The 23,640-nt window shown below is 71.2% G+C and carries 19 protein-coding genes; 13 read left to right on the plus strand and 6 right to left on the minus strand.

Going from position 1 to position 23,640, the window contains the following annotated elements:
- Window positions 1-18: 18 nt before the first annotated feature.
- The 4 genes from MON03_RS07340 (at window position 19) to MON03_RS07355 (ending at window position 4,844) form a co-directional block, all read left to right on the plus strand.
- Complete coding sequence (locus MON03_RS07340; RefSeq protein ID WP_242091287.1) at window positions 19-1,338, plus strand: MFS transporter; 1,320 nt, start codon at window positions 19-21, stop codon at window positions 1,336-1,338.
- A gap of 191 nt (window positions 1,339-1,529) precedes the next feature.
- Window positions 1,530-2,810: an RNA polymerase sigma factor gene (locus MON03_RS07345; protein WP_242091288.1), complete on the plus strand. Its 1,281-nt coding sequence runs from the start codon at window positions 1,530-1,532 to the stop codon at window positions 2,808-2,810.
- Between the two features lie 4 nt (window positions 2,811-2,814).
- Window positions 2,815-4,074, plus strand: a complete 1,260-nt coding sequence (locus MON03_RS07350; protein WP_175327736.1) for a MurT ligase domain-containing protein — start codon at window positions 2,815-2,817, stop codon at window positions 4,072-4,074.
- Window positions 4,071-4,844, plus strand: a complete 774-nt coding sequence (locus MON03_RS07355; protein ID WP_242091289.1) for a type 1 glutamine amidotransferase — start codon at window positions 4,071-4,073, stop codon at window positions 4,842-4,844. The genes MON03_RS07350 and MON03_RS07355 overlap by 4 nt, the downstream gene beginning before the upstream one ends.
- Window positions 4,845-4,913: 69 nt before the next feature.
- On the opposite strand, the gene MON03_RS07360 is transcribed toward MON03_RS07355, so the two are convergent.
- Entirely contained in the window at window positions 4,914-5,138 is a 225-nt protein-coding gene (locus tag MON03_RS07360) for a DUF7455 domain-containing protein (protein ID WP_058725269.1), read from the minus strand.
- Window positions 5,139-5,329: 191 nt separating this feature from the next.
- Between MON03_RS07360 and MON03_RS07365 the strand changes: the two genes are divergently transcribed.
- The gene (locus MON03_RS07365) at window positions 5,330-7,444 is read left to right on the plus strand and encodes a DNA gyrase/topoisomerase IV subunit B (protein ID WP_022903302.1); all 2,115 of its coding nucleotides are present in this window, start codon (window positions 5,330-5,332) and stop codon (window positions 7,442-7,444) included.
- A gap of 470 nt (window positions 7,445-7,914) precedes the next feature.
- Here the strand turns inward: MON03_RS07365 and MON03_RS07370 are convergent, their stop codons facing one another.
- Complete coding sequence (locus tag MON03_RS07370; protein WP_242091290.1) at window positions 7,915-10,395, minus strand: DNA gyrase/topoisomerase IV subunit A; 2,481 nt, start codon at window positions 10,393-10,395, stop codon at window positions 7,915-7,917.
- A 26-nt stretch (window positions 10,396-10,421) separates the two neighbouring features.
- Between MON03_RS07370 and MON03_RS07375 the strand changes: the two genes are divergently transcribed.
- Window positions 10,422-11,588 (plus strand): alkaline phosphatase family protein, encoded by a 1,167-nt coding sequence (locus MON03_RS07375; protein WP_242091291.1) that lies wholly within the window; start codon window positions 10,422-10,424, stop codon window positions 11,586-11,588.
- Between the two features lie 162 nt (window positions 11,589-11,750).
- On the opposite strand, the gene sepH is transcribed toward MON03_RS07375, so the two are convergent.
- A complete protein-coding gene (gene sepH / locus MON03_RS07380) occupies window positions 11,751-12,773 on the minus strand; it encodes a septation protein SepH (protein WP_242091292.1) in 1,023 nt (340 codons plus the stop codon).
- A 265-nt stretch (window positions 12,774-13,038) separates the two neighbouring features.
- Here sepH and MON03_RS07385 point away from each other — a divergent pair, with 265 nt between their 5' ends.
- Window positions 13,039-13,338, plus strand: coding sequence for a DUF4193 domain-containing protein (locus MON03_RS07385; RefSeq protein ID WP_031272446.1), 300 nt, complete (start codon window positions 13,039-13,041; stop codon window positions 13,336-13,338).
- A 153-nt stretch (window positions 13,339-13,491) separates the two neighbouring features.
- Here MON03_RS07385 and MON03_RS07390 read toward each other — a convergent pair whose 3' ends face one another.
- Window positions 13,492-13,923 (minus strand): DUF3093 domain-containing protein, encoded by a 432-nt coding sequence (locus tag MON03_RS07390; RefSeq protein WP_175327742.1) that lies wholly within the window; start codon window positions 13,921-13,923, stop codon window positions 13,492-13,494.
- Between the two features lie 77 nt (window positions 13,924-14,000).
- On the opposite strand from MON03_RS07390, the gene dut reads away from it, so the two are divergent.
- From dut to MON03_RS07420, 6 genes are all read left to right on the plus strand, one after another.
- Window positions 14,001-14,492, plus strand: a complete 492-nt coding sequence (gene dut / locus MON03_RS07395; protein ID WP_242091293.1) for a dUTP diphosphatase — start codon at window positions 14,001-14,003, stop codon at window positions 14,490-14,492.
- On the plus strand, window positions 14,489-15,208 hold the full coding sequence (locus tag MON03_RS07400) for a DUF3710 domain-containing protein (protein WP_022902436.1): 720 nt from the start codon (window positions 14,489-14,491) through the stop codon (window positions 15,206-15,208). The genes dut and MON03_RS07400 overlap by 4 nt, the downstream gene beginning before the upstream one ends.
- Before the next feature lie 17 nt (window positions 15,209-15,225).
- Window positions 15,226-16,032, plus strand: coding sequence for a DUF3159 domain-containing protein (locus tag MON03_RS07405; RefSeq protein ID WP_022902435.1), 807 nt, complete (start codon window positions 15,226-15,228; stop codon window positions 16,030-16,032).
- 129 nt (window positions 16,033-16,161) lie between these two features.
- Window positions 16,162-19,005: an aconitate hydratase AcnA gene (acnA, locus tag MON03_RS07410; RefSeq protein WP_242091294.1), complete on the plus strand. Its 2,844-nt coding sequence runs from the start codon at window positions 16,162-16,164 to the stop codon at window positions 19,003-19,005.
- A 192-nt stretch (window positions 19,006-19,197) separates the two neighbouring features.
- On the plus strand, window positions 19,198-21,138 hold the full coding sequence (dxs, locus tag MON03_RS07415) for a 1-deoxy-D-xylulose-5-phosphate synthase (RefSeq protein WP_175327746.1): 1,941 nt from the start codon (window positions 19,198-19,200) through the stop codon (window positions 21,136-21,138).
- On the plus strand, window positions 21,135-21,293 hold the full coding sequence (locus MON03_RS07420) for a hypothetical protein (RefSeq protein WP_175327747.1): 159 nt from the start codon (window positions 21,135-21,137) through the stop codon (window positions 21,291-21,293). The genes dxs and MON03_RS07420 overlap by 4 nt, the downstream gene beginning before the upstream one ends.
- A gap of 3 nt (window positions 21,294-21,296) precedes the next feature.
- Here the strand turns inward: MON03_RS07420 and MON03_RS07425 are convergent, their stop codons facing one another.
- Complete coding sequence (locus MON03_RS07425) at window positions 21,297-21,449, minus strand: hypothetical protein (protein WP_175327748.1); 153 nt, start codon at window positions 21,447-21,449, stop codon at window positions 21,297-21,299.
- A 51-nt stretch (window positions 21,450-21,500) separates the two neighbouring features.
- Window positions 21,501-23,639 carry a 3-hydroxyacyl-CoA dehydrogenase NAD-binding domain-containing protein gene (locus MON03_RS07430; protein WP_242091295.1) on the minus strand — a complete coding sequence of 713 codons (2,139 nt, stop codon included), beginning with the start codon at window positions 23,637-23,639 and terminating at the stop codon, window positions 21,501-21,503.
- Window position 23,640 lies beyond the last annotated feature (1 nt).

Here is a 23,640-nt window from a genome sequence, read left to right on the forward strand (position 1 = left end):
CGCCGGTAGCCTGGCCGGGTGAACTCCCGCCGCGCCTTCCTCGTCTGGGGCGTCGCGGTGCTCGCGTACGTGCTCGCGGTGGTGCAGCGGTCCTCCCTCGGGGTGTCCGGCGTCGACGCGCAGGAGCGCTTCGCGGTGTCCGCGGCGGTCCTCTCGACCCTCGCTGTCGTCCAGATCGCGGTGTACGCCGCGCTGCAGATCCCGGTCGGCATCGCGCTCGACCGCTTCGGTCCGCGCCGGCTCGTGCTCCTCGGCGCCGCCCTGCTCGTCGTCGGCCAGGCCGTCGTCGCGGTGTCGCCCACGATCGGACCGGCGATCGCCGGGCGCGTGCTCGTGGGGGCGGGCGACGCGATGACGTTCATCTCGGTGATCCGGCTGCTCCCGATGTGGTTCAGCGGCCGGATCCTGCCGCAGATCTCGCAGTGGACCGGCAACCTCGGACAGGTCGGCCAGGTGCTGTCGGCCTTCCCGTTCGCGCTGCTGCTGCACACCACCGGGTGGACCACTGCGTACGGGGTCGCCGCCGCAGCCGGGGCGGTGGGGTTCGCGCTCGCGTTCGTCGTGGTGCGGAACGGCCCGGTGCCGGTCCGGACGGGGGCGATCCCGCTGCCGCACTCCTGGGGCGGCGCGCTCCGGACCTTCACGCACGCCGTCCGGCGCCCGGGGACGCAGCTCGGGTTCTGGTCGCACTACGTGACGCAGTCCTCGGGCACGGTGTTCTCGCTCCTCTGGGGCGTGCCGATGCTGCGCGGGCTCGGGTACAGCGCGACCGAGGCCGCGGGCTTCCTGACCGTCATCGTCGTCACCGGCTTCGTCGCCGGTCCGTTGCTCGGCGTGCTCTGCGCCCGGTACCCGCTCCGCCGGTCGAACCTGGTGCTCGGGTGCGTCGCGGCCCTCGCGGTGGTCTGGACCGCGGTGCTGACGTGGCCCGGACAGCCGCCGACCTGGCTCCTCGTCCTCCTGGTGGTCGCGATGGGCATCGGCGGCCCCGGTTCGCTGATCGGGTTCGACTTCGCCCGCTCGTTCAACCCGGTCGGGGCCCTGGGCTCGGCGAACGGTCTCGTGAACGTCGGCGGCTTCCTCGCGGCGTTCGTCATGATGTTCCTCGTCGGGATCCTGCTCGACGCAGCGTCGCGCGCCACGGGCCAGACCGTCTTCGCCTGGGCGAACTTCCGACTCGCCCTCACCGTGCAGTACGTGGTGGTCGGGTTCGGCGTCGTGATGCTCCTGCACGCGCGGCACCGGACCCGCCGCGTGCTGCACGAACAGGAGGGAATACGCGTCGGCCCGCTCTGGGTTGCACTGGTTGCACGTGTGCGGAAGCGCGGCGTGCAATAATGACTACGGACCCATCGGGCCCTCGTGACCAGACGTTCCTGCCGGAGCGCGCGGAAACCGGGGGACTTGACATGGGTCCTAGTGCTGCCCGGATAGGTAGGACCGGCTGACGCGGGGGACTGCGGCGACGGCCCTGGGCGGCGAGGGAGGCCACGACCCCACGAACGTGGCACGACGAGAGAGGTGATCGCATGGCTGCCCGGAGCACGACGATCGATCCCACGAAGGACACCGAGCCCGACGGCACGACGGCCGAGACCGCCGAGGCCGAGGGGACGGCTGCGCCGAAGAAGCGCGCCACCAAGGCGCCGGCGAAGAAGGCCGCGCCGAAGAAGACCACCGCCAAGGGCGGCAAGAAGGCGAAGGCCGACGACGAGGAGCTCGACGACGAGCCCGTCGAGCCCGTGGACGAGTCCGCGGACGACACCGCCGACGACGCCGACACCGACGAGGACGCCCCGAAGGACACCAAGGCCGAAGCCGCCGCGGTCGCCGCCGGAGCGCTCGTCATCTCGCAGTCCGACGACGACGAGGCGCCGGTCTACTCGACGACCATCACGGGTGCCACCGCGGACCCGGTGAAGGACTACCTGAAGCAGATCGGCAAGGTCGCGCTCCTCAACGCCGAGCAGGAGGTCGAGCTCGCGATGCGCATCGAGGCCGGCCTGTTCGCCGAGGACAAGCTGCAGCACTCGACCGGTCTGTCGAAGCCCGAGGAGCGCGAACTCCGCTGGGTGGCCCGCGACGGCCAGCGCGCGAAGTCGCACCTGCTCGGCGCGAACCTCCGTCTGGTGGTCTCGCTCGCCAAGCGCTACACCGGCCGCGGCATGCAGTTCCTGGACCTCATCCAGGAAGGCAACCTGGGCCTGATCCGTGCGGTCGAGAAGTTCGACTACACGAAGGGCTTCAAGTTCTCGACCTACGCGACGTGGTGGATCCGCCAGGCGATCACCCGTGCCATGGCCGACCAGGCCCGCACGATCCGCATCCCGGTACACATGGTCGAGGTCATCAACAAGCTGGCGCGTGTGCAGCGCCAGATGCTGCAGGACCTCGGTCGCGAGCCCACTCCGGAAGAGCTCGCCCGTGAGCTCGACATGACGCCGGAGAAGGTCGTCGAGGTGCAGAAGTACGGCCGCGAGCCGATCTCCCTCCACACGCCGCTGGGCGAGGACGGCGACTCGGAGTTCGGTGACCTCATCGAGGACACCGAGGCGGTCGTCCCGGCCGACGCGGTGGGCTTCACGATGCTGCAGAAGCAGCTCGAGAGCCTCCTCGACTCCCTGTCCGAGCGCGAGGCGGGCGTGATCCGCATGCGCTTCGGTCTCGGTGACGGCCAGCCGAAGACCCTCGACCAGATCGGTGACACGTTCGGTGTGACGCGTGAGCGCATCCGCCAGATCGAGTCCAAGACGATGGCGAAGCTCCGCCACCCGTCGCGGTCGCAGTCGCTGCGCGACTACCTCGAGTAGGCCGATGCGTTTCCTGGTCCCGATCCTCGTCGGGCGGATCCTCCGCGCCCTCGCCCGTGCGCGGGGCGGGGGGTCCGCCTACCCCGGGTACATCGTCCTGAAGCTCGTGCCGGACTTCCTGCAGCACGTGACGAAGCAGTTCCCGAACGGCGTCGTCTTCGTGCTCGGCTCGAACGGCAAGTCGACGACGACCCACATGATCTCGGACATCGTCCGGGCGCACGGCCTGCGGGTCTTCACCAACCCCTCCGGGGCGAACCTCCCGCAGGGCATCGCGTCGGCACTCCTGTCCGAGGTGTCGCTGACCGGCAAGCTCAAGGCCGACATCGGCATCCTCGAGGTCGACGAGGCGTTCGCGGTCGAGCTCGCGGGCATCCTGTCGCCGTCCACGGTGACGATGCTCAACGTGCAGGTCGACCAGCTCTACCGGTTCTTCGAGACCGAGCGCGTCGCGACGATGATGCTCGACACCGCGGCGCTCTCGGCCCGGAACGTCATCACGAACCGCGACGACCAGTTCCTCGACGCCTACGTCGGTACGGCCGACCAGCAGGTGCTCCGGTTCGGGGCGAGTGCCGAGGTCGTCGCCGCGGCGCCGAACGGCCTGCAGAACGCGGACGACTTCGACCGGCAGGACGCCGAGCCGAACGTCGCCGACGCCGAGGTCGTCGTGAACACCGGCGACGGTGCGACCATCCGCTTCGCCGGAGCCGACATCCCGGTCCGACTGCCGGCGCGTGGGCTGCACTACGCGGTGGACGCCGCTGCCGCCACGGCAACGGCCAGCGCGGCGCTCGGCGACCAGTTCCGCGCGGACGCGGTCACGAAGGCCTTCGGCACGATGAAGCCCGCCTACGGGCGCGGGGAGCGACTGCCCATCGCGGGCGAGTCCGCCGAGTTCACGATGTTCAAGAACGCCGCGAGCCTCCAGCTCAACCTCGACGCCCTGCCGGACCACCCCGAGCAGGTCCTCATGGCGATCGACGAGGGCACGCCGGACATCTCCTGGATCTACGACATCGACTTCTCGAAGCTCGACCACGTCGACGTCGTCTCCGGTGACAAGGCCTGGCAGATCGCCATCGCCCTCGAGCACGCCGGCGTCCGCATCGGCGCCGTCGAGCCCGACGTCGAGGCCGCGATCCGCCGCATGGAGCAGCTCGGCGCCACCACCAGTGGCACGAAGAACTTCATCGTCAACTACGAGATCATGATGATCGCCCGCAAGGCCCTCGGCCACCCGGACATGGAGAAGACGGCATGACCGCCGACCGGTTGACCATCTTGCACGTGTACCCGCGGCAGATGGGCGTCTCGGGGGACCGCGGCAACGTCGCAGCCCTCGTGCGCCGTGCCGAGGCCGCCGACATCCCCACCGAGGTCGTCGAGTACGCCCCGGGCGACACCGTGCCGACCCAGGCCGACGTCGTCGTGATCGGCAACGGCCCGCTGAGCGCCATGCGGTCGCTCGGCGCCGACGTCACGAGGGTCGGCGCGGCCCTCCGCGACCTCGCGGCCGCCGGTGTCCCGGTGGTGGCGGTCGGCGGCGGGTTCGACCTTGCCACGAACGCGGTGGTCGCGACCGACGGGCCGGACGTCACGGGCTTCGGGGTCTTCGACGCCCGGGCCGTCCGCGGCGCCGAGCGTCGGGTGAACTACTTCGTGCTCGAGACGCATTACCCGCTCCTCGGCGGCGTGCCGACGCGCATCGCCGGCTTCGAGGACCACGCCACCCGCATCGAACTCGCAGACGGCGTGACGCCGTTCGCCGACGTGGTCTCCGGCGGCGGCAACCAGGCGGGCAGCCCGGTCGAGGGGGCGGTCGTCGGCACCTCGTTCGGCACGCACACGCAGGGCCCGATCCTGCCGCTCAACCCGCAGCTCACCGACGGCGTCCTCGCCGCGGCGACGGCCCGACTCGGGCGCGCCTACGCGCCGGACCCGGACCGCACGGCCTCGATCGACCGGTACGCGCGCGAAGCGCGCGCGACCATCGACCGCTACGTCGACAAGGCGTTCAAGCGGATCGCCTGAAGCGCCCGAACCACGAACGGGAGGCGCGGTGCCAGCTGGCACCGCGCCTCCCGTCCGTTGCGCCGGGCGCTACTTCGACTCGTAGAGTCGGCTGCTCTCGTCGTGCCACTCGATGGCCGTCGCCGCGAGCTTGTCCTTGAACTCGGCGCCGTGATGGGCGCAGAAGAGGAGCTCGCCGCTGGCCATGGTGGCGCGGATGTAGGCCTGCGCTCCGCAGCTGTCGCAGCGGTCAGCAGCGGTGAGCTGGTTGCTGCCGAATTCGTCGATGGAGAGGTCCTGCACGGTCTGGGTCATTGCTGTGCTCCTCACGGATCGCAGGTCGGGTGCCGGTGTTGCCACCCAACGGGTGCCGGTTGGTGACCATTTCAACACGTGCCGCCTGGATGTACGGCATCATCGGGGCACGTTTCGCTCAGCGCGGACCCGCTGGCCCCAGACCGAGTGTCAGGGCCGGGGGTGTCGGTCCGCATCAGTACGATCGGAGGGTGTCTGACTACTCCGCGCGCCACCTCTCCGTCCTCGAAGGGCTCGAGGCGGTTCGCAAGCGTCCGGGCATGTACATCGGGTCGACCGACTCCCGGGGGCTCATGCACTGCCTGTGGGAGATCATCGACAACTCCGTGGACGAAGCCCTCGCCGGGCACGGTGACGAGATCGGGGTGGTGCTGCACCCGGACGGTTCCGTCGAGGTCCGTGACACCGCGCGCGGCATCCCTGTCGACGTCGAACCGAAGACGGGGCTGACCGGGGTCGAGGTCGTCTTCACCAAGCTGCACGCCGGCGGCAAGTTCGGGTCCGGGTCGTACGCGGCCTCGGGCGGCCTGCACGGGGTCGGCGCGTCGGTCGTCAACGCCCTGTCCGAGCGCCTCGACGTCGAGGTCGACCGCGGCGGCAAGACCTACGCGATGTCGTTCCACCGCGGCGAGCCGGGCACGTTCGCCGGGGACGGGCCGGACGCACCGTTCACCCCCTTCACCTCGGGCAGTGAACTCCGGGTCGTCGGCAAGGTCAAGAAGGGTGTGACCGGTTCACGCATCCGCTACTGGGCCGACCGGCAGATCTTCACGCCGGACGCTCGCTTCAGCACGCAGGACCTCGTGAACCGGGCGCGCCAGACCGCGTTCCTGGTTCCCGGACTCGGCATCACGATCACCGACGCGCGCCCGTCGTCGATCGAGGCCGCGGCGTCGCGGGCGGCCGCCACGGGTGCGCCGCTCGAGGACGGTCCGGTCATCGAGCGCTTCCGTTACGAGGGCGGCATCGGCGAGTTCGTCGAGCACCTCGCCGTCGACGCAGGCGTGACCGACGTGTGGCGGATCCAGGGCACGGGCACCTTCACCGAGACCGTCCCGATGCTCGACGACCAGGGGCACATGGTGTCGACGGCGGTCGAGCGTCAGTGCGAGGTCGACCTCGCACTCCGGTGGGGCAGCGGTTACGAGACGGTGTTCCGCAGCTTCGTGAACATCATCGCCACGCCGAAGGGCGGCACCCACCAGGCCGGCTTCGAGTCAGGCGTCGTGAAGGCCGTGCGCGCCCAGGTCGAAGCGAACGCGCGCAAGCTCAAGGTCGGGCAGGACAAGCTCGAGAAGGACGACGTCCTCGCGGGCCTCACCGCGGTCCTGACCGTCCGGCTGCCCGAGCCGCAGTTCGAGGGCCAGACGAAGGAGGTCCTCGGCACGCCGGCGGTCCGGAAGATCGTCGACCAGGTGGTGTCGAAGCGGCTCACCGAGATCCTGACCTCCACACAGCGCACCGAGAAGGCGCAGGCCGCGACGCTGCTCGAGAAGGTCGTCGCCGAGATGAAGACGCGCATCTCCGCGCGGGCGCACAAGGAGACGCAGCGGCGGAAGAACGCGCTCGAGAACTCCTCCCTGCCGACGAAGCTCGCCGACTGCCGGAAACAGGACGCCGAGGGCACCGAGCTCTTCATCGTCGAGGGCGACTCGGCGCTCGGCACCGCGAAGCTGGCGCGCAACAGCGAGTACCAGGCGCTCCTGCCGATCCGGGGCAAGATCCTCAACGTCCAGAAGGCCTCGGTCTCGGACATGCTCTCGAACGCGGAGTGCGCGTCGATCATCCAGGTCATCGGGGCCGGTTCGGGTCGCTCGTTCGAGATCGACCAGGCCCGCTACGGCAAGATCATCATCATGTCCGACGCCGACGTGGACGGGGCGCACATCCGGACGCTGCTGCTGACGCTGTTCTTCCGGTACATGCGGCCGATGATCGAGCAGGGCCGGGTGTTCGCCGCGGTCCCGCCGCTCCACCGGGTCGTCGTGGTGAACCGGGGGAAGGCCAACGACACGCTCTACACGTACTCCGAGGCCGAGCTGCAGGCGGTGCTGAAGAAGCTCGAGAAGCAGGGCAAGAAGTACCAGGAGCCCATCCAGCGGTACAAGGGCCTGGGAGAGATGGACGCGGACCAGCTCGCCGAGACGACGATGGACCGGACGCACCGCACGCTCCGACGGGTGAACGTGCCCGACGCCGAGAACGCGGCGAAGGTGTTCGAGCTGCTGATGGGGAACGACGTCGCGCCGCGCAAGGAGTTCATCCTCGCCGGCGAGGGGCTCGACCGCGACCGGATCGACGCGTAGCGCGGGGGCGCCGCTGCGGGCCCGGCGTCGGTCGCTGACGCCGAGTCTCGGGGCGCGGGCAGCGAGTCTCGCGGTAAGCGACCGTTCTCGTGCCGTCGGGCCCGCGATCGGTCGCTGACGCCGAGTCTCGGGGCGCGGGACAGTTCCGCGTGCCGAGCGGGGCGGGGGTGTCCGCGGGGTCGAGTCTCGGGGCGCCGGCCGCGCGTCTCGGGGCGCGGGCCGCGAGTCTCGCGGTGGGCGACCGTTCTCGTGCCGTCGGGCCCGCGATCGGTCGCTGACGCCGAGTCTCGGGGCGGCGGACAGTTCCGCGTGCCGAGCGGGGCGGCTGCGGGCCCGGCGCCGGTCGCTGACGCCGAGTCTCGGGGCGCGGGCAGCGAGTCTCGCGGTGGGCGACCGTTCTCGTGCTGCCGGGCCCGCGGTCGGTCGCTGACGCCGAGTCTCGGGGTGCCGGCCGCGCCGCGCGGCCCGCCCTACGCCTCGCCCGCGGTCCCGTCGAGCGCCGCGGCACTCCCGCCGATCGAGCCGATCACGGCGTCGAGCGGGCTGCCCGACCCGTCGCGCTTCGACAACCAGTCGGGCAGGGTCCGGGCAGCGCCGTCGGTCCCCACTGCGTGCGGCGGCGCGATGCCCGCCCACGCCACGGTCAGCCCGTCCTCGCCCTTCAGGAACGCATGCGCCCGGACGCCCTGCGTCGCCCGCCCCTTCGCCGGGAACTCCGACAACGCCGACACCTTCGCGCGGCCGTTGTCGGTGCCGGGCAGCGCCGAGGACGACGTCGACACGGTGGCGACCACGGCGTAGTCCGAGCGCGGCACCGAGCCGAACCAGATCACCGAGGCGCCGGCTCCGAGCGAGACGCCCGCGACCCCTCCGGCCGGGAGGCCCTGGGGGCGGACGCCGGACGCCGGGAACCGCAGCAGCTGGGCGTTCGACGTGATGAAGACGAGGTCGTCGTCCTCCGGCGCCTGGGTCGCGCCGACGACGGAGTCGCCCGGCTTCAGGCCGATCGCGAGCACCTCGGGCTTGTCCGGCCACGCACCGGCGACGACCCGCTTCACGATGCCCTGCGCGGTCCCGATCGCAACGGAGTCGTCCGAACCCAGGGAGATGAGTGCGACCACGGCCTCGGTCCGGGGCACGCCGAGGTACTCCGACACGCGGACCCCGGCGTCGAGCCGGACGGACGCCGGAGGCACCGCGGGCACGTCGACGGGGGAGAACCGGACGACCCGGCCCGTCGAGGTCAGGGCGCCGAGCTCACCACGGACCGTGGACACGACGGAGGACCGGACGGCGTCGTGCTTCGACCGCTTCGGCACCCGCACGATCCCCAGGTCGGACGAGGGGATGTCGACGCGCACGAGCCGCCCGGTGGTCGACAGGATCACGCGACACGGGGAGTCGGCGATCTGGAGCGACTCCGGGTCGACCGCGGCCTTGCGCCCACCCTTGACCGGGGCGTCGGCCTCGGTGAGGAGCGTCCGGCGCGGGGTCGCGAACCGGTCGGACACCTCGGTGAGCTCGAGGGACACCTGCGCACGGAGACGCTCGTCGGATGCCAGGAGTTCCTCGAGCGCGGCGATGTCGGTGAGGAGCTGGTCGCGCTCGCCCTCGAGCTCGAGGCGGGAGAACTTCGTCAGGCGCCGCAACCGCAGCTCGAGGATGTACTCCGCCTGGACCTCGGACAGGTCGAACACCGTCTGGAGTCGGGACCGCGCTGCCTCGGAGTCGTCCGAGGAGCGGATGACCTCGATGACCTCGTCGATGTCGAGGATCGCGACGAGGAGGCCCTCGACGAGGTGCAGGCGCTCCTGCTTGCGCGCGAGTCGGTACTGCGACCGTCGGGTCACCACGGACAGCCGGTGCCGCACGTAGACGCCGAGCAGGTCACGGAGTCCGAGCGTCCGCGGCGACCCGTCGACGAGGGCGACGTTGTTGATGCCGAAGCCGTCCTCGAGCGGCGTGTGCTTGTAGAGCTGCTCGAGCACGGCCGTCGGGTTGAACCCGGACTTGATCTCGATCACGAGCCGGAGCCCGTGGTTGCGGTCGGTGAGGTCCTTCACGTCGGAGATGCCGACGAGCTTCTTGGACTGGACGCCGTCCTTGATCTTCTCGATCACGCGCTCCGGGCCGACGAGGTACGGCAGCTCCGTGACGATCAGGCCGACCTTGCGCGGCGTGGTGTTCTCGACGCTGACCTTCGCGCGCGTGCGGAAGGACCCACGCCCGGTCGCGTAGGCGTCTCGGACCCCGGAGAGCCCGACGATCGTGCCGCCGCCGGGCAGGTCCGGCCCGGGCACGAACTCCATCAGTTCCTCGAGCGAGGCCTGCGGGTTCATGAGCAGGTGCTTCGCGGCCTCGACGACTTCGCCCAGGTTGTGCGGCGCCATGTTCGTCGCCATGCCGACCGCGATGCCGGAGGCGCCGTTGACGAGCAGGTTCGGGAAGGCCGCGGGCAGGACGCCCGGCTGCATGATCTGGTTGTCGTAGTTCGGGACGAAGTCGACGACGTCCTCGCCGAGCCCCTCCGTCATCGCCATCGACGGCTCGGCGAGCCGGGCTTCGGTGTAGCGGGCCGCAGCGGGGCCGTCGTCGAGGGAGCCGAAGTTGCCGTGGCCGTCGACGAGCGGCACGCGCATCGTGAACGGCTGCGCCATCCGCACGAGCGCGTCGTAGATCGCACTGTCGCCGTGCGGGTGCAGCTTGCCCATCACCTCACCCGTGACGCGGGCGCTCTTGACGTGCCCGCGGTCCGGCCGGAGGCCCATCTCCGCCATCTGGTACAGGATGCGGCGCTGCACGGGCTTGAGGCCGTCGCGGGCGTCGGGGAGTGCCCGGGAGTAGATGACGGAGTACGCGTACTCGAGGAAGGAGCCCTGCATCTCCTCGGAGACGTCGACGTCCTCGATGCGTTCACCGTCGGGCAGGCCGACTGCTTCCGTGCGTGCCATGGCACCCTTCTGCGAGACTGGGGAGGATGGGAACCAGCGTACCGACGGCCCCCGACGCCGCAGCGAACCTCGCCGACGTCCTCCCGAGTTGCCTCGTCGCGCTCGGCGCTGCGGACGACGCGTGGTTGCGATCACACGGCCTGGAGGCACGGATCGCCCTCCGCCCCGCCCGCTCGGCGATCGTCGTGCTGGTCGACGGGCTCGGCGCCGCCGCGCTCGCGGCGCGTGCCGGACACGCGCGGTGGCTCGCCGCGCCGCCCGCGAGCGGCGCCGCCAAGAAGCTCCGCAGCGGGTTCCCGACCACGACGGCCGCGGCGCTGAGCACCCTCACGACGGGACGCCCGCCGGGCTCCCACGGCGTCGTCGGCTACAGCGGCTGGAACCCGGACACCGGGCGCGTGATGAACCTGCTCAGCGGCTGGGACGACGAGGTCCCCGCGGGCTGGTTCCTCGGCCCGACCCTGTTCACCGAGGCGACGGGCATCGGCGTCGACCCGGTCGTGGTCGGCCCCGGGCGGTACCGGACCTCCGGCATGACGGCGAACGTCCTCGGCGGAGCCCGCTACGTGTCCGCCGACTCGATCGCCGACCGGGTCGACGCCGCCCTCGCGGAGACGCTGACGGGCCGCTCGCTGGTGTACCTCTACGTCCCCGAGCTCGACTCCATCGGCCACAAGCACGGGTGGCAGTCCGACCGCTGGACCGCGGCGCTCGAGCTGCTCGACGGCGAACTCGCACGCCTGGACCGCACGCTCCGGCCGGACGTCGGTGTCGTGGTCACGGCCGACCACGGCGTGCTCGACGTCCCCGACCACGCGAACATCCCGATGGACCCGGCGCTCCTGGAGGACGTCGTCGGCGTCGCCGGGGACCCGCGCTGTCGCCAGCTGACCGTCGCACCGGGCACCGACGTCCGGTCGCTCGTCGGGCGGTTCCGGGCGCGCTACGGCAAGAAGGCGTACGTGGCGACCCGTGCCGAGGCGATCGACGCCGGGTGGTTCGGCCGCGTCGCGCCGGAGGTCGTCGAGCGGATCGGCGACGTCGTGCTCGTGGCCCGCGGTTCCTGGGCGTTCAACGACGACCGGGCACTGCAGCCCGGCGAGACCCCGAAGCGGATGCTCGGGCAGCACGGGGCGATGACGGACGAGGAGACCTTCGTCCCGCTCCGCCTCGCCGGCGCCTTCGCGGGCTGACGACGGCCCGGACCGGACGGCAGACGCGACCGGCCCCGTCACGCGCGGTGCGTGGCGGGGCCGGGGCGGGCCTCTCCCCACCGGCACGGCCGGTCCGCCGCTGGCGCGTCGCACCGGAACCGGCGGCGTGGGCCCAGGCCGGTGGTCAGGAGGTGTGTCGGATCAGGCGGGATCCTCCGGGCGGGTGCCGAAGACGATCTCGTCCCAGCTCGGCATCGAGCGACGGTTGCGCTTCCGGCGCTCCTGGCGCCCGTCGCTCTCCGGTGCCGACGTCGGACGGGCGTCCGGCTGCGGGGCGGTGTCCGACGACTCCTCGAAGCCCTGCAGCGGGATGTCGACGACGCTGATCGAGGTGCCGCGCGGCTCCTCCTGGTGCTCGGTGAAGGACGCCGCCTCACGCTCGCCGCGACGACGGCGCAGCGCCTCGAGGAGGTCGGCCGTCTCGTTCCCGGGGGCGCGCTCCTCGGGCGTCGCCGCACCGATGCGGGGGAGCGGCGCACGGAGCGGAGCCCGGTCGGCGACCTCGGGGTTCGTGAGCTCCTCGTCGTGGGCGTCGACGCGGAAGGCGCCGGAGTCGAAGCGGGTGCCGTCGGCGTCCTCGTGGTCGTACTCGACGGCGCGGAGGCGCGGCGCGATGCCCTCGTCGTCCGTGTGGGACAGGCGGTGGGCGTCCCCGTTGTCCGGCACGAGCGTCGCGGTCTTCGGGTCGAAGCGCCACTGGGCGTCGTGCTCGACCTCTGCCACGGTGTACCGGACGCGGACCTGCCACCCGGTGTCGGCGTGCTTCCACGAGGCCCACTCGACCCCGGTCGCCTCGCCGGTCTCGAGCTTCTCGGTGATGGCGGCGCCGAAGGTGTCCGGCGCCTCGTCGTCGACCGGTGAGACGGACACCCGGTGCGCGGCGTCGAGGATGAAGGCGCGCTCGGCCAGCACGGGGCCCTCGAAGCGTCGGACGTACTCGACGTCGACGTCGAGCGCGGCGGCCACGTCGGCGGCGTCGGCGCCACCGCGGATCCTGGCCTGGACGTCCTTGGGGGAGACCCGCTTCTGGGGACCGCCCTCGGGGTTCGCCTGCCGGACCTGCCCCGGGAGGGACGAGGTGACGGGCAGCCGGTACTCCGTGCCGCCGTCCGTCGCGAGCAGGAGTGCGCCCGACTCCACTCCGATGACTCTCAGGTCCTGCATGGTTCCGCCTTCCGATGCGTGCGTACGGTCGTGCGTCGTACCCCGTGAGTATGCAGCGCGTGGACCCCGATCCCGGGGAGGCGCACGGGCGTGCCGCGAGGTGCGGGGCGACGGTCCCGACAGCCCGGGAATGGACGGGTGGGGTGGCGGGTTGCAGCGCCAGGACGACCCGCCGGAACACTCGGTTTGCGCTCCGGCGGGCCGTGGTGCAAACTGTCGCCGCCGATCACCGGCGACGACCTCTCGATACGAGAAATGGATGGGCATGGCCACCGATTACGACGCCCCCCGGAAGACCGACGACTCCTCGGACTCGGAGTCGATCGAGGCTCTGAAGGAGCGCGTCCCCGACAAGATGTCGGGCGTCGTCGACGATGATTCCGACAACCCGGGCTCGTTCGAGCTCGCCGGTCAGGACCTCTCCGACGTCGACCTCGACGTCGTCGTCCTCCCGCCCCAGGTCGACGAGTTCACCTGCGTCGAGTGCTTCCTCGTGAAGCACCGCTCGCAGCTCGACCACGAGTCGAAGCTCGGCCCGGTGTGCGCGGAGTGCGCCGCACTGTAAGCACGACCACCTCGGAGCCCCCGTCGCCGTCCGGCGCCGGGGGCTTCTGCGTACGCGGGTCTCGTGCGGCGCACCCGCACCCGCACCCGCACCGCACCCGCGCGCCGCTCCGCGACGCTGCCGAGCGGGTGCGCCCGGCCGACTCGACGCGGGTCAGGACCGCAGCGCGGCGACCACCGCGTCCGGGCGACGGACGCTGACGAGCCAGTACGGGGTCGGGTCGGCATCGTCACGGACCTCGACCTTGACGACGCCCCGGACGTAGCCGCGGAAGAGCGTCCACGCACGGGCGTCGAGCTCCGGACCGCGCTGGGAGGTCGCCGCGGTGCCCTCGAAGCCCTCGACCTCGCCGACGACCTCGCGCGGCAGGTGCGCGCGACCCGCCCGGAACTCGGTGTCCGTGACCTCGATCGTGGGTGCGAGGGCCCACAGCAGCACGAGCACGCCGATCTCCATGCCGATCGCCACGAGCACCCCGGCGAGCACGCTGATGGGGAGGAAGACGAGCAGGCTGGCGGGGATCACGAGGGCGGTCGCCAGGTAGAGCGCGGGCGGGGCCCAGAGTCGTTCGCGGTACAGGGTCACGAGACCATCCCACCACGAGTCGGGCGCCGTCCACGTCGCAGATCACGGAGAGGTCACGGCTGCACTACCCTCGTCACGTGACCGAACCAGTCAACGTGCTCTGGACCGGAGAGAACCCTCCCGGCTACGCCCACCCCGGGGACGCCGGAGGCGACCTCGTCTCCGCCGAGGCGTTCGTCCTGCAGCCGGGGGAGCGGCGCCTCGTCGGCACCGGCCTCCGGATCGCGTTGCCCGACGGGTACGCCGCGTTCGTGGTCCCCCGGAGCGGACTCGCCGCCAAGCACGGGATCACCATCGTGAACTCGCCGGGGACGATCGACGCCGGCTACCGCGGCGAGGTCAAGGTCGCACTGCTGAACACCGACGCCGCCGAGCCCTACGAGGTGCACGTCGGCGACCGCATCGCGCAGGTCGTCGTGATGCCGGTACCCCGCGTCACGTTCACCCGCGTCGACGAGCTCCCCGAGAGCGTCCGCGGCCAGGGTGGGTTCGGCTCGTCGGGCTACGGTGACCGGAGCGGTACCGTCAGCAACGCCGCAGAGGACGTCCAGGAAGGGACCCGCGCATGAAGTTCGGCCGCCGCAAGCGTGACGAGGTCGAGGTGGCGGAAGCCGTCGCCGACGAGGTGGAGGTCGCCGACACGACCCCCGAGGTGGACATCGCCACCGACGCCGACGCGGACCTCGACGAGGTGGACGCGGTCGCACCGACCGACAAGTCGGCCCCCGAGGACCGCGCCGAGAACGGGCCGCACGACGAGACCGAGGCGAACCTCGTCCGTCCGTACGTCGACCTCGGCGGGGTGAAGGTCCTCCCGCGTGAGGGGCTGCACCTCCGTCTCGAGGTCGAGGAGGGCTCGCAGCGCGTCGTCGCCGTCGGGCTCGACTACGACGAGTCGACGCTCCAGGTCCAGCCGTTCGCGGCGCCCCGTTCCACCGGTCTCTGGCACGAGATCCGGGCGCAGATCGCCGAGCAGATCGAGCGCCAGGGCGGTGAGGTCTCCGAGGTCGACGGCCCGTTCGGCCCCGAGCTGCGTGCCCTCGTCCCCGTCGCCAACGAGAACGGCGTGACCGAGGGTGCCCGGCCCGCCCGCTTCATCGGGGTGGACGGCCCGCGCTGGTTCCTCCGTGGCGTGATCGCCGGCAAGGCCGCCGAGACGCCCGACGACGCCGCGGACATCGAGGACCTCTTCCGCAGCGTGGTCGTGGTGCGCGGTGCGACGCCGATGCCGCCGCGCGACCTCATCCCGCTGCACATGCCGAAGTCGACACAGTCGGCCATCTGACCCCGCCTGGAGGCACGGTGCCGGACCACGACGACACCACCCGACCCGACGGGGTCGCGCCCGACGACCGCACGGCCGACGGGGTCGCGCCGGTCGACCGCTTCGCGGACGAGCGGGGTGAGCCGCTGTCCCTCAACGCGCAGCTCCGCGACGCCGTCCGGAACGCCGGCATCGGCCAGGTCGCCCCGGGTGAGGCCCCGTCCGGCCGCGCCCTGCTCACCGCGGTGGGCGGCGTGCGCGGCCTCGCGGAGTCGGTGCTGCCCGGGTTCGGGTTCCTCGTCGTCTACGCGGTCACGAAGGAGCTCGTCCCGAGCGTCGTGATCCCGGTCGTCATCGGTCTGGTGTTCGTCGTGCTCCGACTCGTGCAGCGCCAGTCGCTCGCGATGAGCTTCGCCGGCATCCTCGGGGTCGCGGTCTCGGCGGGACTCGCGCTCCTCACCGGCAAGGCGGAGAGCAACTTCATCCCCGGGATCGTCATCAACGCCGTCAGCCTCGTCGTGCTCCTCGTGACGCTCGCGATCCGGCGACCGCTCATCGGGCTGATCGTCGGGCTGCTGCTGCCGCAGGACGAGGACGGCACCGGGACCGACTGGCGTGCGGACCCGGGCAAGCGTCGCGTCCTGACCGTCGCGACCTGGCTGTGGGTGGGGCTCTTCGCACTCCGGCTGCTCATCGAGATCCCGCTGTACCTCACCGCGCAGGTCGAACTGCTCGCCGGGATCAAGCTCATCACGGGCGTGCCGCTCTACGCCGCGCTGCTCTGGGTGACGTGGTTGCTCGTCCGGACCGTGTTCACGCACGACGAGGGTGCCGCCACGGTGTAGAGTTGTCTCGACATCGAGATACTTTCCGCCGGACCCTCGCGGGCTGGCGGGTTTAGGTTTGCCTTGCTGGTGGGACGTTCTGCGGCCCGCTTGGATGGGGGCACACCGATCAACCAGGGAGGCGGCACAGTGGCTGCAGTCAACAGCTTCGGCTCGAAGGACACGCTGTCGGTTGGGGGTGTCGACTACGCGATCCACCGGATCGACACGGTGCCCGGGCACGAGAAGCTCCCGTACAGCCTGAAGGTGCTGCTCGAGAACCTCCTCCGCACCGAGGACGGTGCCAACGTGACCGAGGAGCAGATCCGTGCCCTCGGCTCGTGGCAGCCCGAGGCCGAGCCCGACACCGAGATCCAGTTCTCGCCGGCCCGAGTGGTCATGCAGGACTTCACGGGCGTGCCGTGCATCGTCGACCTCGCCACGATGCGCGAGGCGATGGCCGAGATCGGCGGCGACCCGAACAAGATCAACCCGCTGTCGCCGGCCGAGATGGTCATCGACCACTCCGTCATCGCCGACCTCTTCGGCCGCGAGGACGCCCTGCAGCGCAACACCGACCTGGAGTACGAGCGCAACGGGGAGCGCTACCAGTTCCTCCGCTGGGGCCAGACGGCGTTCGAGGACTTCAAGGTCGTCCCGCCGGGCACCGGCATCGTCCACCAGGTCAACATCGAGTACCTGGCGAAGGTCACCTACACGCGCGAGTTCGACGGCGAGCTGTACGCCTACCCGGACACCCTCGTCGGCACCGACTCGCACACCACCATGGTGAACGGCCTCGGCGTGCTCGGCTGGGGCGTCGGCGGCATCGAGGCCGAGGCGGCGATGCTCGGTCAGCCGGTGTCGATGCTCATCCCGAAGGTCGTCGGATTCAAGCTGTCCGGGTCGATCCCGGCCGGCGTCACCGCGACCGACGTGGTGCTCACCATCACGCAGGAGCTCCGCAAGCACGGCGTGGTCGGCAAGTTCGTCGAGTTCTACGGCGAGGGCGTCTCCGAGGTCCCGCTCGCCAACCGCGCGACCATCGGCAACATGAGCCCCGAGTTCGGGTCGACCGCGGCCATCTTCCCCGTCGACGCCGTCACGCTCGACTACCTCCGTCTGACCGGCCGTTCCGAGGAGCAGATCGCCCTGGTCGAGGCGTACTCGAAGGCCCAGGGGCTCTGGCACGACCCGTCGGTGGAGCCCGCGTACTCCGAGTACATGGAGCTCGACCTCTCCACCGTCGTCCCGTCGATCTCGGGTCCCAAGCGCCCGCAGGACCGCATCGAGCTGTCGCACGCGAAGGACCAGTTCGAGGTCGACCTCGAGAACTACGCGATCGCGGACCACTCGCAGCAGGACAAGGCCGTCGCCGACACCTTCCCGGCCTCCGACCCGGTGGCCGCCGCCCCGGGTGACGAGCACGCCGTGCAGGACGACGAGTACGCCCAGCCGTCCGAGACCCCGGCCGAGACGCACGTCTCGAGTGCCCCGACCACGATCACGAAGCCGACGAGCGTCACCGTCGGCGCCGGCGACGCGTTCACGATCGACCACGGTGCGGTCGCGATCGCCGCGATCACGTCGTGCACGAACACGTCGAACCCGTCGGTCATGATGGCCGCGGGCATCCTGGCGCGGAACGCCGCGAAGAAGGGCCTCAAGGCCAAGCCGTGGGTGAAGACCACCCTCGCGCCCGGCTCGAAGGTCGTCACCGACTACTACGAGAAGGCCGGCCTGACCAGCTACCTCGAGGACCTCGGCTTCTACACGGTCGGCTACGGCTGCACCACCTGCATCGGCAACTCTGGTCCGCTGCCCGAGGAGATCTCGCAGGCCGTCCAGGACAACGACCTCGCCGTGACCGCGGTGCTCTCGGGCAACCGCAACTTCGAGGGCCGCATCAACCCCGACGTGAAGATGAACTACCTGGCCTCGCCGCCGCTCGTCATCGCGTACGCCCTCGCCGGCTCGATGCACTTCGACTTCGACACCGACGCCCTGGGCAAGGACCAGGACGGCAACGACGTCTTCCTCAAGGACATCTGGCCGGACGCCGCCGAGGTGCAGGACGTCATCGACACCTCGATCGACACCGAGATGTTCACCCACGAGTACGGCTCCGTGTTCGAGGGCGACGACCGCTGGAAGAACCTGCCGACCCCCACGGGCGACACCTTCGAGTGGGACAGCGAGTCCACCTACGTCCGGAAGCCCCCGTACTTCGAGGGCATGACGATGCAGCCCGACGCGGTGTCGGACATCTCGGGCGCACGCGTGCTCGCGAAGCTCGGCGACTCGGTCACCACGGACCACATCTCGCCGGCCGGGTCGATCAAGGCGGACAGCCCGGCGGGCAAGTACCTCGCCGAGCACGGCGTCGACCGCAAGGACTTCAACTCCTACGGTTCGCGTCGCGGCAACCACGAGGTCATGATCCGCGGCACGTTCGCGAACATCCGCCTGCGCAACCAGCTGCTGGACGGCGTCGAGGGTGGCTACACCCGTGACTTCACGACGCCCGACGGCGCGCAGTCGTTCATCTACGACGCCTCGCAGCACTACCAGGAGCAGGGCATCCCGCTCGTCATCTTCGGCGGCAAGGAGTACGGCTCCGGCTCGTCGCGTGACTGGGCGGCGAAGGGCACGAACCTGCTCGGCGTCAAGGCGGTCATCACCGAGAGCTTCGAGCGCATCCACCGCTCGAACCTCATCGGCATGGGCGTCGTCCCGCTGCAGTTCCCGGCGGGGGAGACGGTCGAGTCGCTCGGACTCGACGGCTCCGAGGTCGTCTCGATCTCGGGCCTGACCGAGCTCAACGAGGGCCGGACGCCGAAGACCGTGCACGTCACCGCCGAGCCGAGCGAGCACTCGCCCGCCGGCAAGGAGACCGTGGAGTTCGACGCGGTCGTCCGCATCGACACCCCTGGCGAGGCGGACTACTACCGCAACGGCGGCATCCTGCAGTACGTGCTCCGCTCGCTCGTCTGAGCAGCGCCCGGACCGGTCGCTGACGCGACCACCTGACGGACTGGAGGCGCGGTGCCAGCTGGCACCGTCCTCCCTCGCAGGCTCGGTCGGCGCGCCCCGCGCAACGCTTCGCGTTGCACCGAGCGGGGCGCGCCAGTCCGTCGTCCGGTTGCGTGGATAGTGTGGGGACCTGTCCCACGAAAGGAGCGCCCCGTGGACCTGCTTCCGAGCATCACGTCGCCGCGCGACCTCAAGCGTCTGTCCGACACGCAGATGACCGACCTCGCCGCGGAGATCCGGCGGTTCCTGGTCGCCGAGGTCGCCAAGACGGGCGGGCACCTCGGGCCGAACCTCGGCGTCGTGGAGCTGACGCTGGCGATGCACCGCGTGTTCGACTCGCCGCACGACCCGTTCGTGTTCGACACGGGGCACCAGTCGTACGTGCACAAGCTCGTCACCGGCCGACAGGACTTCTCGCGGCTCCGCGAGCGCGGCGGGCTCGCCGGTTACCCGCAGCGGAGCGAGTCCGAGCACGACATCGTCGAGTCGTCGCACGCGTCGTCGTCGCTGTCCTGGGCGGACGGCATCTCCCGCGCCTTCCAGCGGACGGGCCAGGCAGACCGGACCGTCGTCGCGGTCGTGGGCGACGGCGCCCTGACCGGCGGGATGACGTGGGAGGCGCTCAACAACATCTCGGACAGCAACGACCGTCGGCTCGTGATCGTCGTGAACGACAACGGGCGCTCCTACGCCCCGACCATCGGCGGGATGGCGCGGTTCCTCAGTTCGGTCCGCACCCGACGCGAGTACCGGGCGCTGTTCGAGAAGTCGCAGGCGGTGGCCTCCCGCTTCGGCGCGCCGGGGCGTGCGTTCTACCGGGGCATGCGGGGCGGGCTGCACGGGTTCCTCTCGCGCTTCACGAACAACGAGGCGCTCTACTCGAACCTCGACATCAAGTACATCGGCCCCGTGAACGGGCACGACCAGCGTGCGATGGAGGCGGCCCTCCGCCAGGCGAAGGCGTACGGCGCACCGACGATCGTGCACGCCATCACCGAGAAGGGGTACGGCTTCGAGCCGGCGCTCCGCGACCAGGCCGACCAGTTCCACGCCGTCGGACACATCGACCCGGAGACGGGGGAGTCGCTCGACGTGTCGTCCGGGCCGTCGTGGACGTCGGTGTTCGCCTCTGAGCTGGCGTCGATCGGGGCTTCGGACGAGAAGATCGTGGCGATCACCGCCGCCATGCTCCGGCCGACCGGGCTCCACCTCTTCCAGGAGCAGCACCCCGACCGGGTGATCGACGTCGGGATCGCGGAGCAGCACGCGGTCACGACCGCCGCCGGGCTCGCGTACGGCGGGCTGCACCCCGTGGTGGCGCTCTACGCGACCTTCCTCAACCGGGCCTTCGACCAGGTGCTCATGGACGTGGCGCTCCACAAGGCCGGTGTCACGTTCGTCCTCGACCGCGCGGGCATCACCGGCCCGGACGGCCCATCGCACCACGGCATGTGGGACCTCGCGCTCCTGCAGGTGGTGCCCGGCATCCGCATCGCCGCCCCGCGCGACGCCGCCACCCTGCGCGAGGAGTTCCGGGAGGCCGTGGCCGTCGACGACGCGCCCACGGTGCTTCGATGGTCCAAGGGCCAGGTCGGGCCGGACATCCCGGCGCTCCGGCGGTTGCCCGACGGCGTCGACGTCCTCCGCTCCCCGTCGTCCGACCAGGAGCCCGACGTGCTCTTCGTCGCCGTCGGGTCCATGGTGCCCGTCGCGCTCGAGGCGGCGGCGCTGCTGGAGGCGCAGGGCATCGGCGCGACGGTCGTGGACCCGCGGTGGGTCGTCCCGATCCCGGCGTCGCTCATCGATCTCTCGCGCGAGCACCGGCTCGTCATCACGATCGAGGACGGAGTCCGGGTCGGCGGGGTCGGGACGCGGTTGCGCCAGGACCTCCGGGCCGCGGGTGTCGACACCGGTGTGAACGAGCTCGGCCTGCCGGACGAGTTCATCGACCACGCGTCCCGGTCGCAGATCCTCGCGGACGTCGGGCTCACGGCGCAGGCGATCGCGCGGGACGTGATCGACCAGGTGGTCGGGACGAAGGTGCCGCAGGCGAAGCCGGCGCGGTCGCGGTCGAGCGCGGGGGCCGAGCGGTGACGCGCAGCGACGAGGTCGTGGGCGTCGTCGGACCGGACGCCCCTGGACCGCTCCAGCAGACGGAGGACGCTGCCGATCTCCGCGCACACCGTGCTGCTCTGGCCGAGGACGACGGGTCCCGCGTGCCGTTCGAGGACCTCCGCGCGGAGGTCTGAGGGTCACTGCTGACCGGCTCCGGCGGCGCCGGTCAGCTCGCGGAGCACCGCGAAGACGATGCTCTCCGCGCGGAGGGCGAACGACGTGCGGCGTCCGACCACGGCGCCGTCCGCGGTGGAGTTCGGCTCCGCACAACCGAAGTCGCCCCGCACCACGGGGAACCGTGGTGCGGGGCGACTTCGGTTGTGCGAGAGAGACGCGCCCGGCTAGCGCGAGGCGGGCCCCACGATCGCCGGGTCGTGGAACGTGCCGTCGAAGACGCGCTCCGAGGCACCGGAGCGGTCGAGGTACGGGCTGATGCCACCGGCCTGGAACGGGTAGCCCGCACCGAGGATGAGCCCGAGGTCGATCTCCTCGACGTGCTGCACGACACCGTCCGCGAGCATGCGGTGCACCTCGTCGGCGAGGGCGTCCTCGAACCGCTGCTGCATCGTCGCGGCGTCGACGGGCTCGGCGTCCTTCTTCGCGGGCGCGACGAGCTTCACGGCAGCGGGGTCGTACCCGGTCGCGTTGCCCTTCTTGTCGCGGGTCAGGATCGTCCCGTGCTCGGCGATCCGCTTCAGGCCGTCGCCCGGGTAGAAGCGCTCGGGCCACGCTGCGTGGTGGGAGTCGAGCACGTGCGCGCCGACGGGCAGGCCGACGAGCTCGAGCAGCTCGAACGGCGACATCGGCAGGCCGAGTGGCGCTGCGCCCTGCGCGACGACCTCGAACGAGGTGCCCTCCTCGACGCCGCGCATCGCCTCGCCGAGGACCCGGGCGAGCACCCGGTTGACGACGAAGCCGGGCTGGTCCGCCGTGACGATCGCGGTCTTCTTCAGCGTCTTCGCGACGGCGAGGGCCGTGGCCACCGCCTCGTCCGACGTGTGCTCAGCCCGGACGACCTCGACGAGCGGCATGACCGCGACCGGGTTGAAGAAGTGGAAGCCGACGAGCCGCGCGGGTTCGGTGAGCACCGAACCCATCTCCGCGACGGACAGCGAGGACGTGTTCGTGGCGAGGATCGCGTCGGGGGCGATGACCTGCTCGATCTTGCGGAGGACGTCCTGCTTGACGGACATCTCCTCGAACACGGCTTCGATCACCCAGTCGGCGTCGGCGAAGGCGTCGTACGAGACCGACCCGCTGACGAGCGCCTTGATGCGGTTCGCGTCGTCGGGCGACACCCGGCCCTTCGCGAGCATCTCGTCCACCGAGTCCCCGATGCGGGCGACGCCGGCGTCGACGCGCTCCTGCGACACGTCCGTGATGACCACGGGCACGCCGAGACGACGGGCGAAGAGCAGCGCGAACTGCGATGCCATGAGCCCGGCGCCGAGGACGCCGACCTTCGTGATCTTCTTCGCCTCGACGCCCTCGGGGGCGCCGACGGGCTTCTTCGCACGCTTCTGCACGAGGTCGAACGCGTACATCGACGCGGCGAACTGGTCGCCTGCGAGCAGGTCCGCCAGGGCGTCGTCCTCGTCGGCGAACCGCTCGTCGAGGGAGCCCGACTTGGCGGCGGCCACGAGGTCGAGTGCTCGGAACGGCGACTTCGGGACGGTGCCGATCTTCGCCGCGACCTGGCCGCGGGCCACCTTGACGACGGTGCCCCAGGCGGCCTTCTCGAGGATGCCCGGCTCGTTGGACCGTTTGACCGACACGCGCCCGCTGATGACGCCGTCGGCCCAGGCCACCGCGGACGGCAGGAAGGTCACCGAGGGGATCAGCGCGTCGCCGATGCCGAGCTCGACCGCGGCCTTGCCGTCCATGAGCCGGTTGTTCTTGAGCGGGTTCTCGACGATGACGCGGAGCGCCTTCTCGGGTCCGATCAGGCGAGGGAGGAGCGTCGCACCGCCCCAGCCCGGGATGATGCCGAGGAAGACCTCGGGGAGACCGATGCCCTGCGCCGCCGACGAGAACACGCGGTAGGTGCAGTGCAGCGCGATCTCGAGCCCGCCGCCGAGTGCGATGCCGTTCACGAACGCGAACGACGGCACACCCAGGTCGGAGAGCTTGCGGAGCGTGGCGTGCCCGAGTGCTCCGAGCTCGTGCGCGACCTCGCGCGAGGGCAGCGCCGCCGCCTGCGACAGGTCGGCGCCCGCGGCGAAGCAGTACTCCTTGCCGGTGATCGCGACCGCCTGGATGCTGCCGGCGGACGCCGCCGCGCGCAGGGTGTCGAGCACGTCGGACAGCTCGCGCATGGTGCGCGGACCGAGGGTCGACGGGCGCTTGTGGTCCTTGCCGTTGTCGAGCGTGACCAACGCCAGCGTGCCACCGGAGGGGAGTGGCACGTGCTTGACGTACGAGTGGGTGACGACCTCGTCGGCGCTGAGCTCGGTCAGCTGGTCGATCGGGGTGGTGGTCATC

This window comes from Curtobacterium sp. DN_7.5 (assembly GCF_022655355.1).
Taxonomy (GTDB): Bacteria; Actinomycetota; Actinomycetes; order Actinomycetales; family Microbacteriaceae; genus Curtobacterium; species Curtobacterium luteum.

Excerpts from the sequence above, each read along its gene's own strand:
- MON03_RS07345 (WP_242091288.1), top strand. The coding sequence starts at position 1,530 with ATGGCTGCCCGGAGCACGACGATCGATCCCACGAAGGACACCGAGCCC.
- MON03_RS07350 (WP_175327736.1), top strand. The coding sequence starts at position 2,815 with ATGCGTTTCCTGGTCCCGATCCTCGTCGGGCGGATCCTCCGCGCCCTC.
- MON03_RS07355 (WP_242091289.1), top strand. The coding sequence starts at position 4,071 with ATGACCGCCGACCGGTTGACCATCTTGCACGTGTACCCGCGGCAGATG.
- MON03_RS07360 (WP_058725269.1), bottom strand. The coding sequence starts at position 5,138 with ATGACCCAGACCGTGCAGGACCTCTCCATCGACGAATTCGGCAGCAAC.
- MON03_RS07370 (WP_242091290.1), bottom strand. The coding sequence starts at position 10,395 with ATGGCACGCACGGAAGCAGTCGGCCTGCCCGACGGTGAACGCATCGAG.
- MON03_RS07375 (WP_242091291.1), top strand. The coding sequence starts at position 10,422 with ATGGGAACCAGCGTACCGACGGCCCCCGACGCCGCAGCGAACCTCGCC.
- sepH (WP_242091292.1), bottom strand. The coding sequence starts at position 12,773 with ATGCAGGACCTGAGAGTCATCGGAGTGGAGTCGGGCGCACTCCTGCTC.
- MON03_RS07385 (WP_031272446.1), top strand. The coding sequence starts at position 13,039 with ATGGCCACCGATTACGACGCCCCCCGGAAGACCGACGACTCCTCGGAC.
- MON03_RS07400 (WP_022902436.1), top strand. The coding sequence starts at position 14,489 with ATGAAGTTCGGCCGCCGCAAGCGTGACGAGGTCGAGGTGGCGGAAGCC.
- MON03_RS07430 (WP_242091295.1), bottom strand. The coding sequence starts at position 23,639 with ATGACCACCACCCCGATCGACCAGCTGACCGAGCTCAGCGCCGACGAG.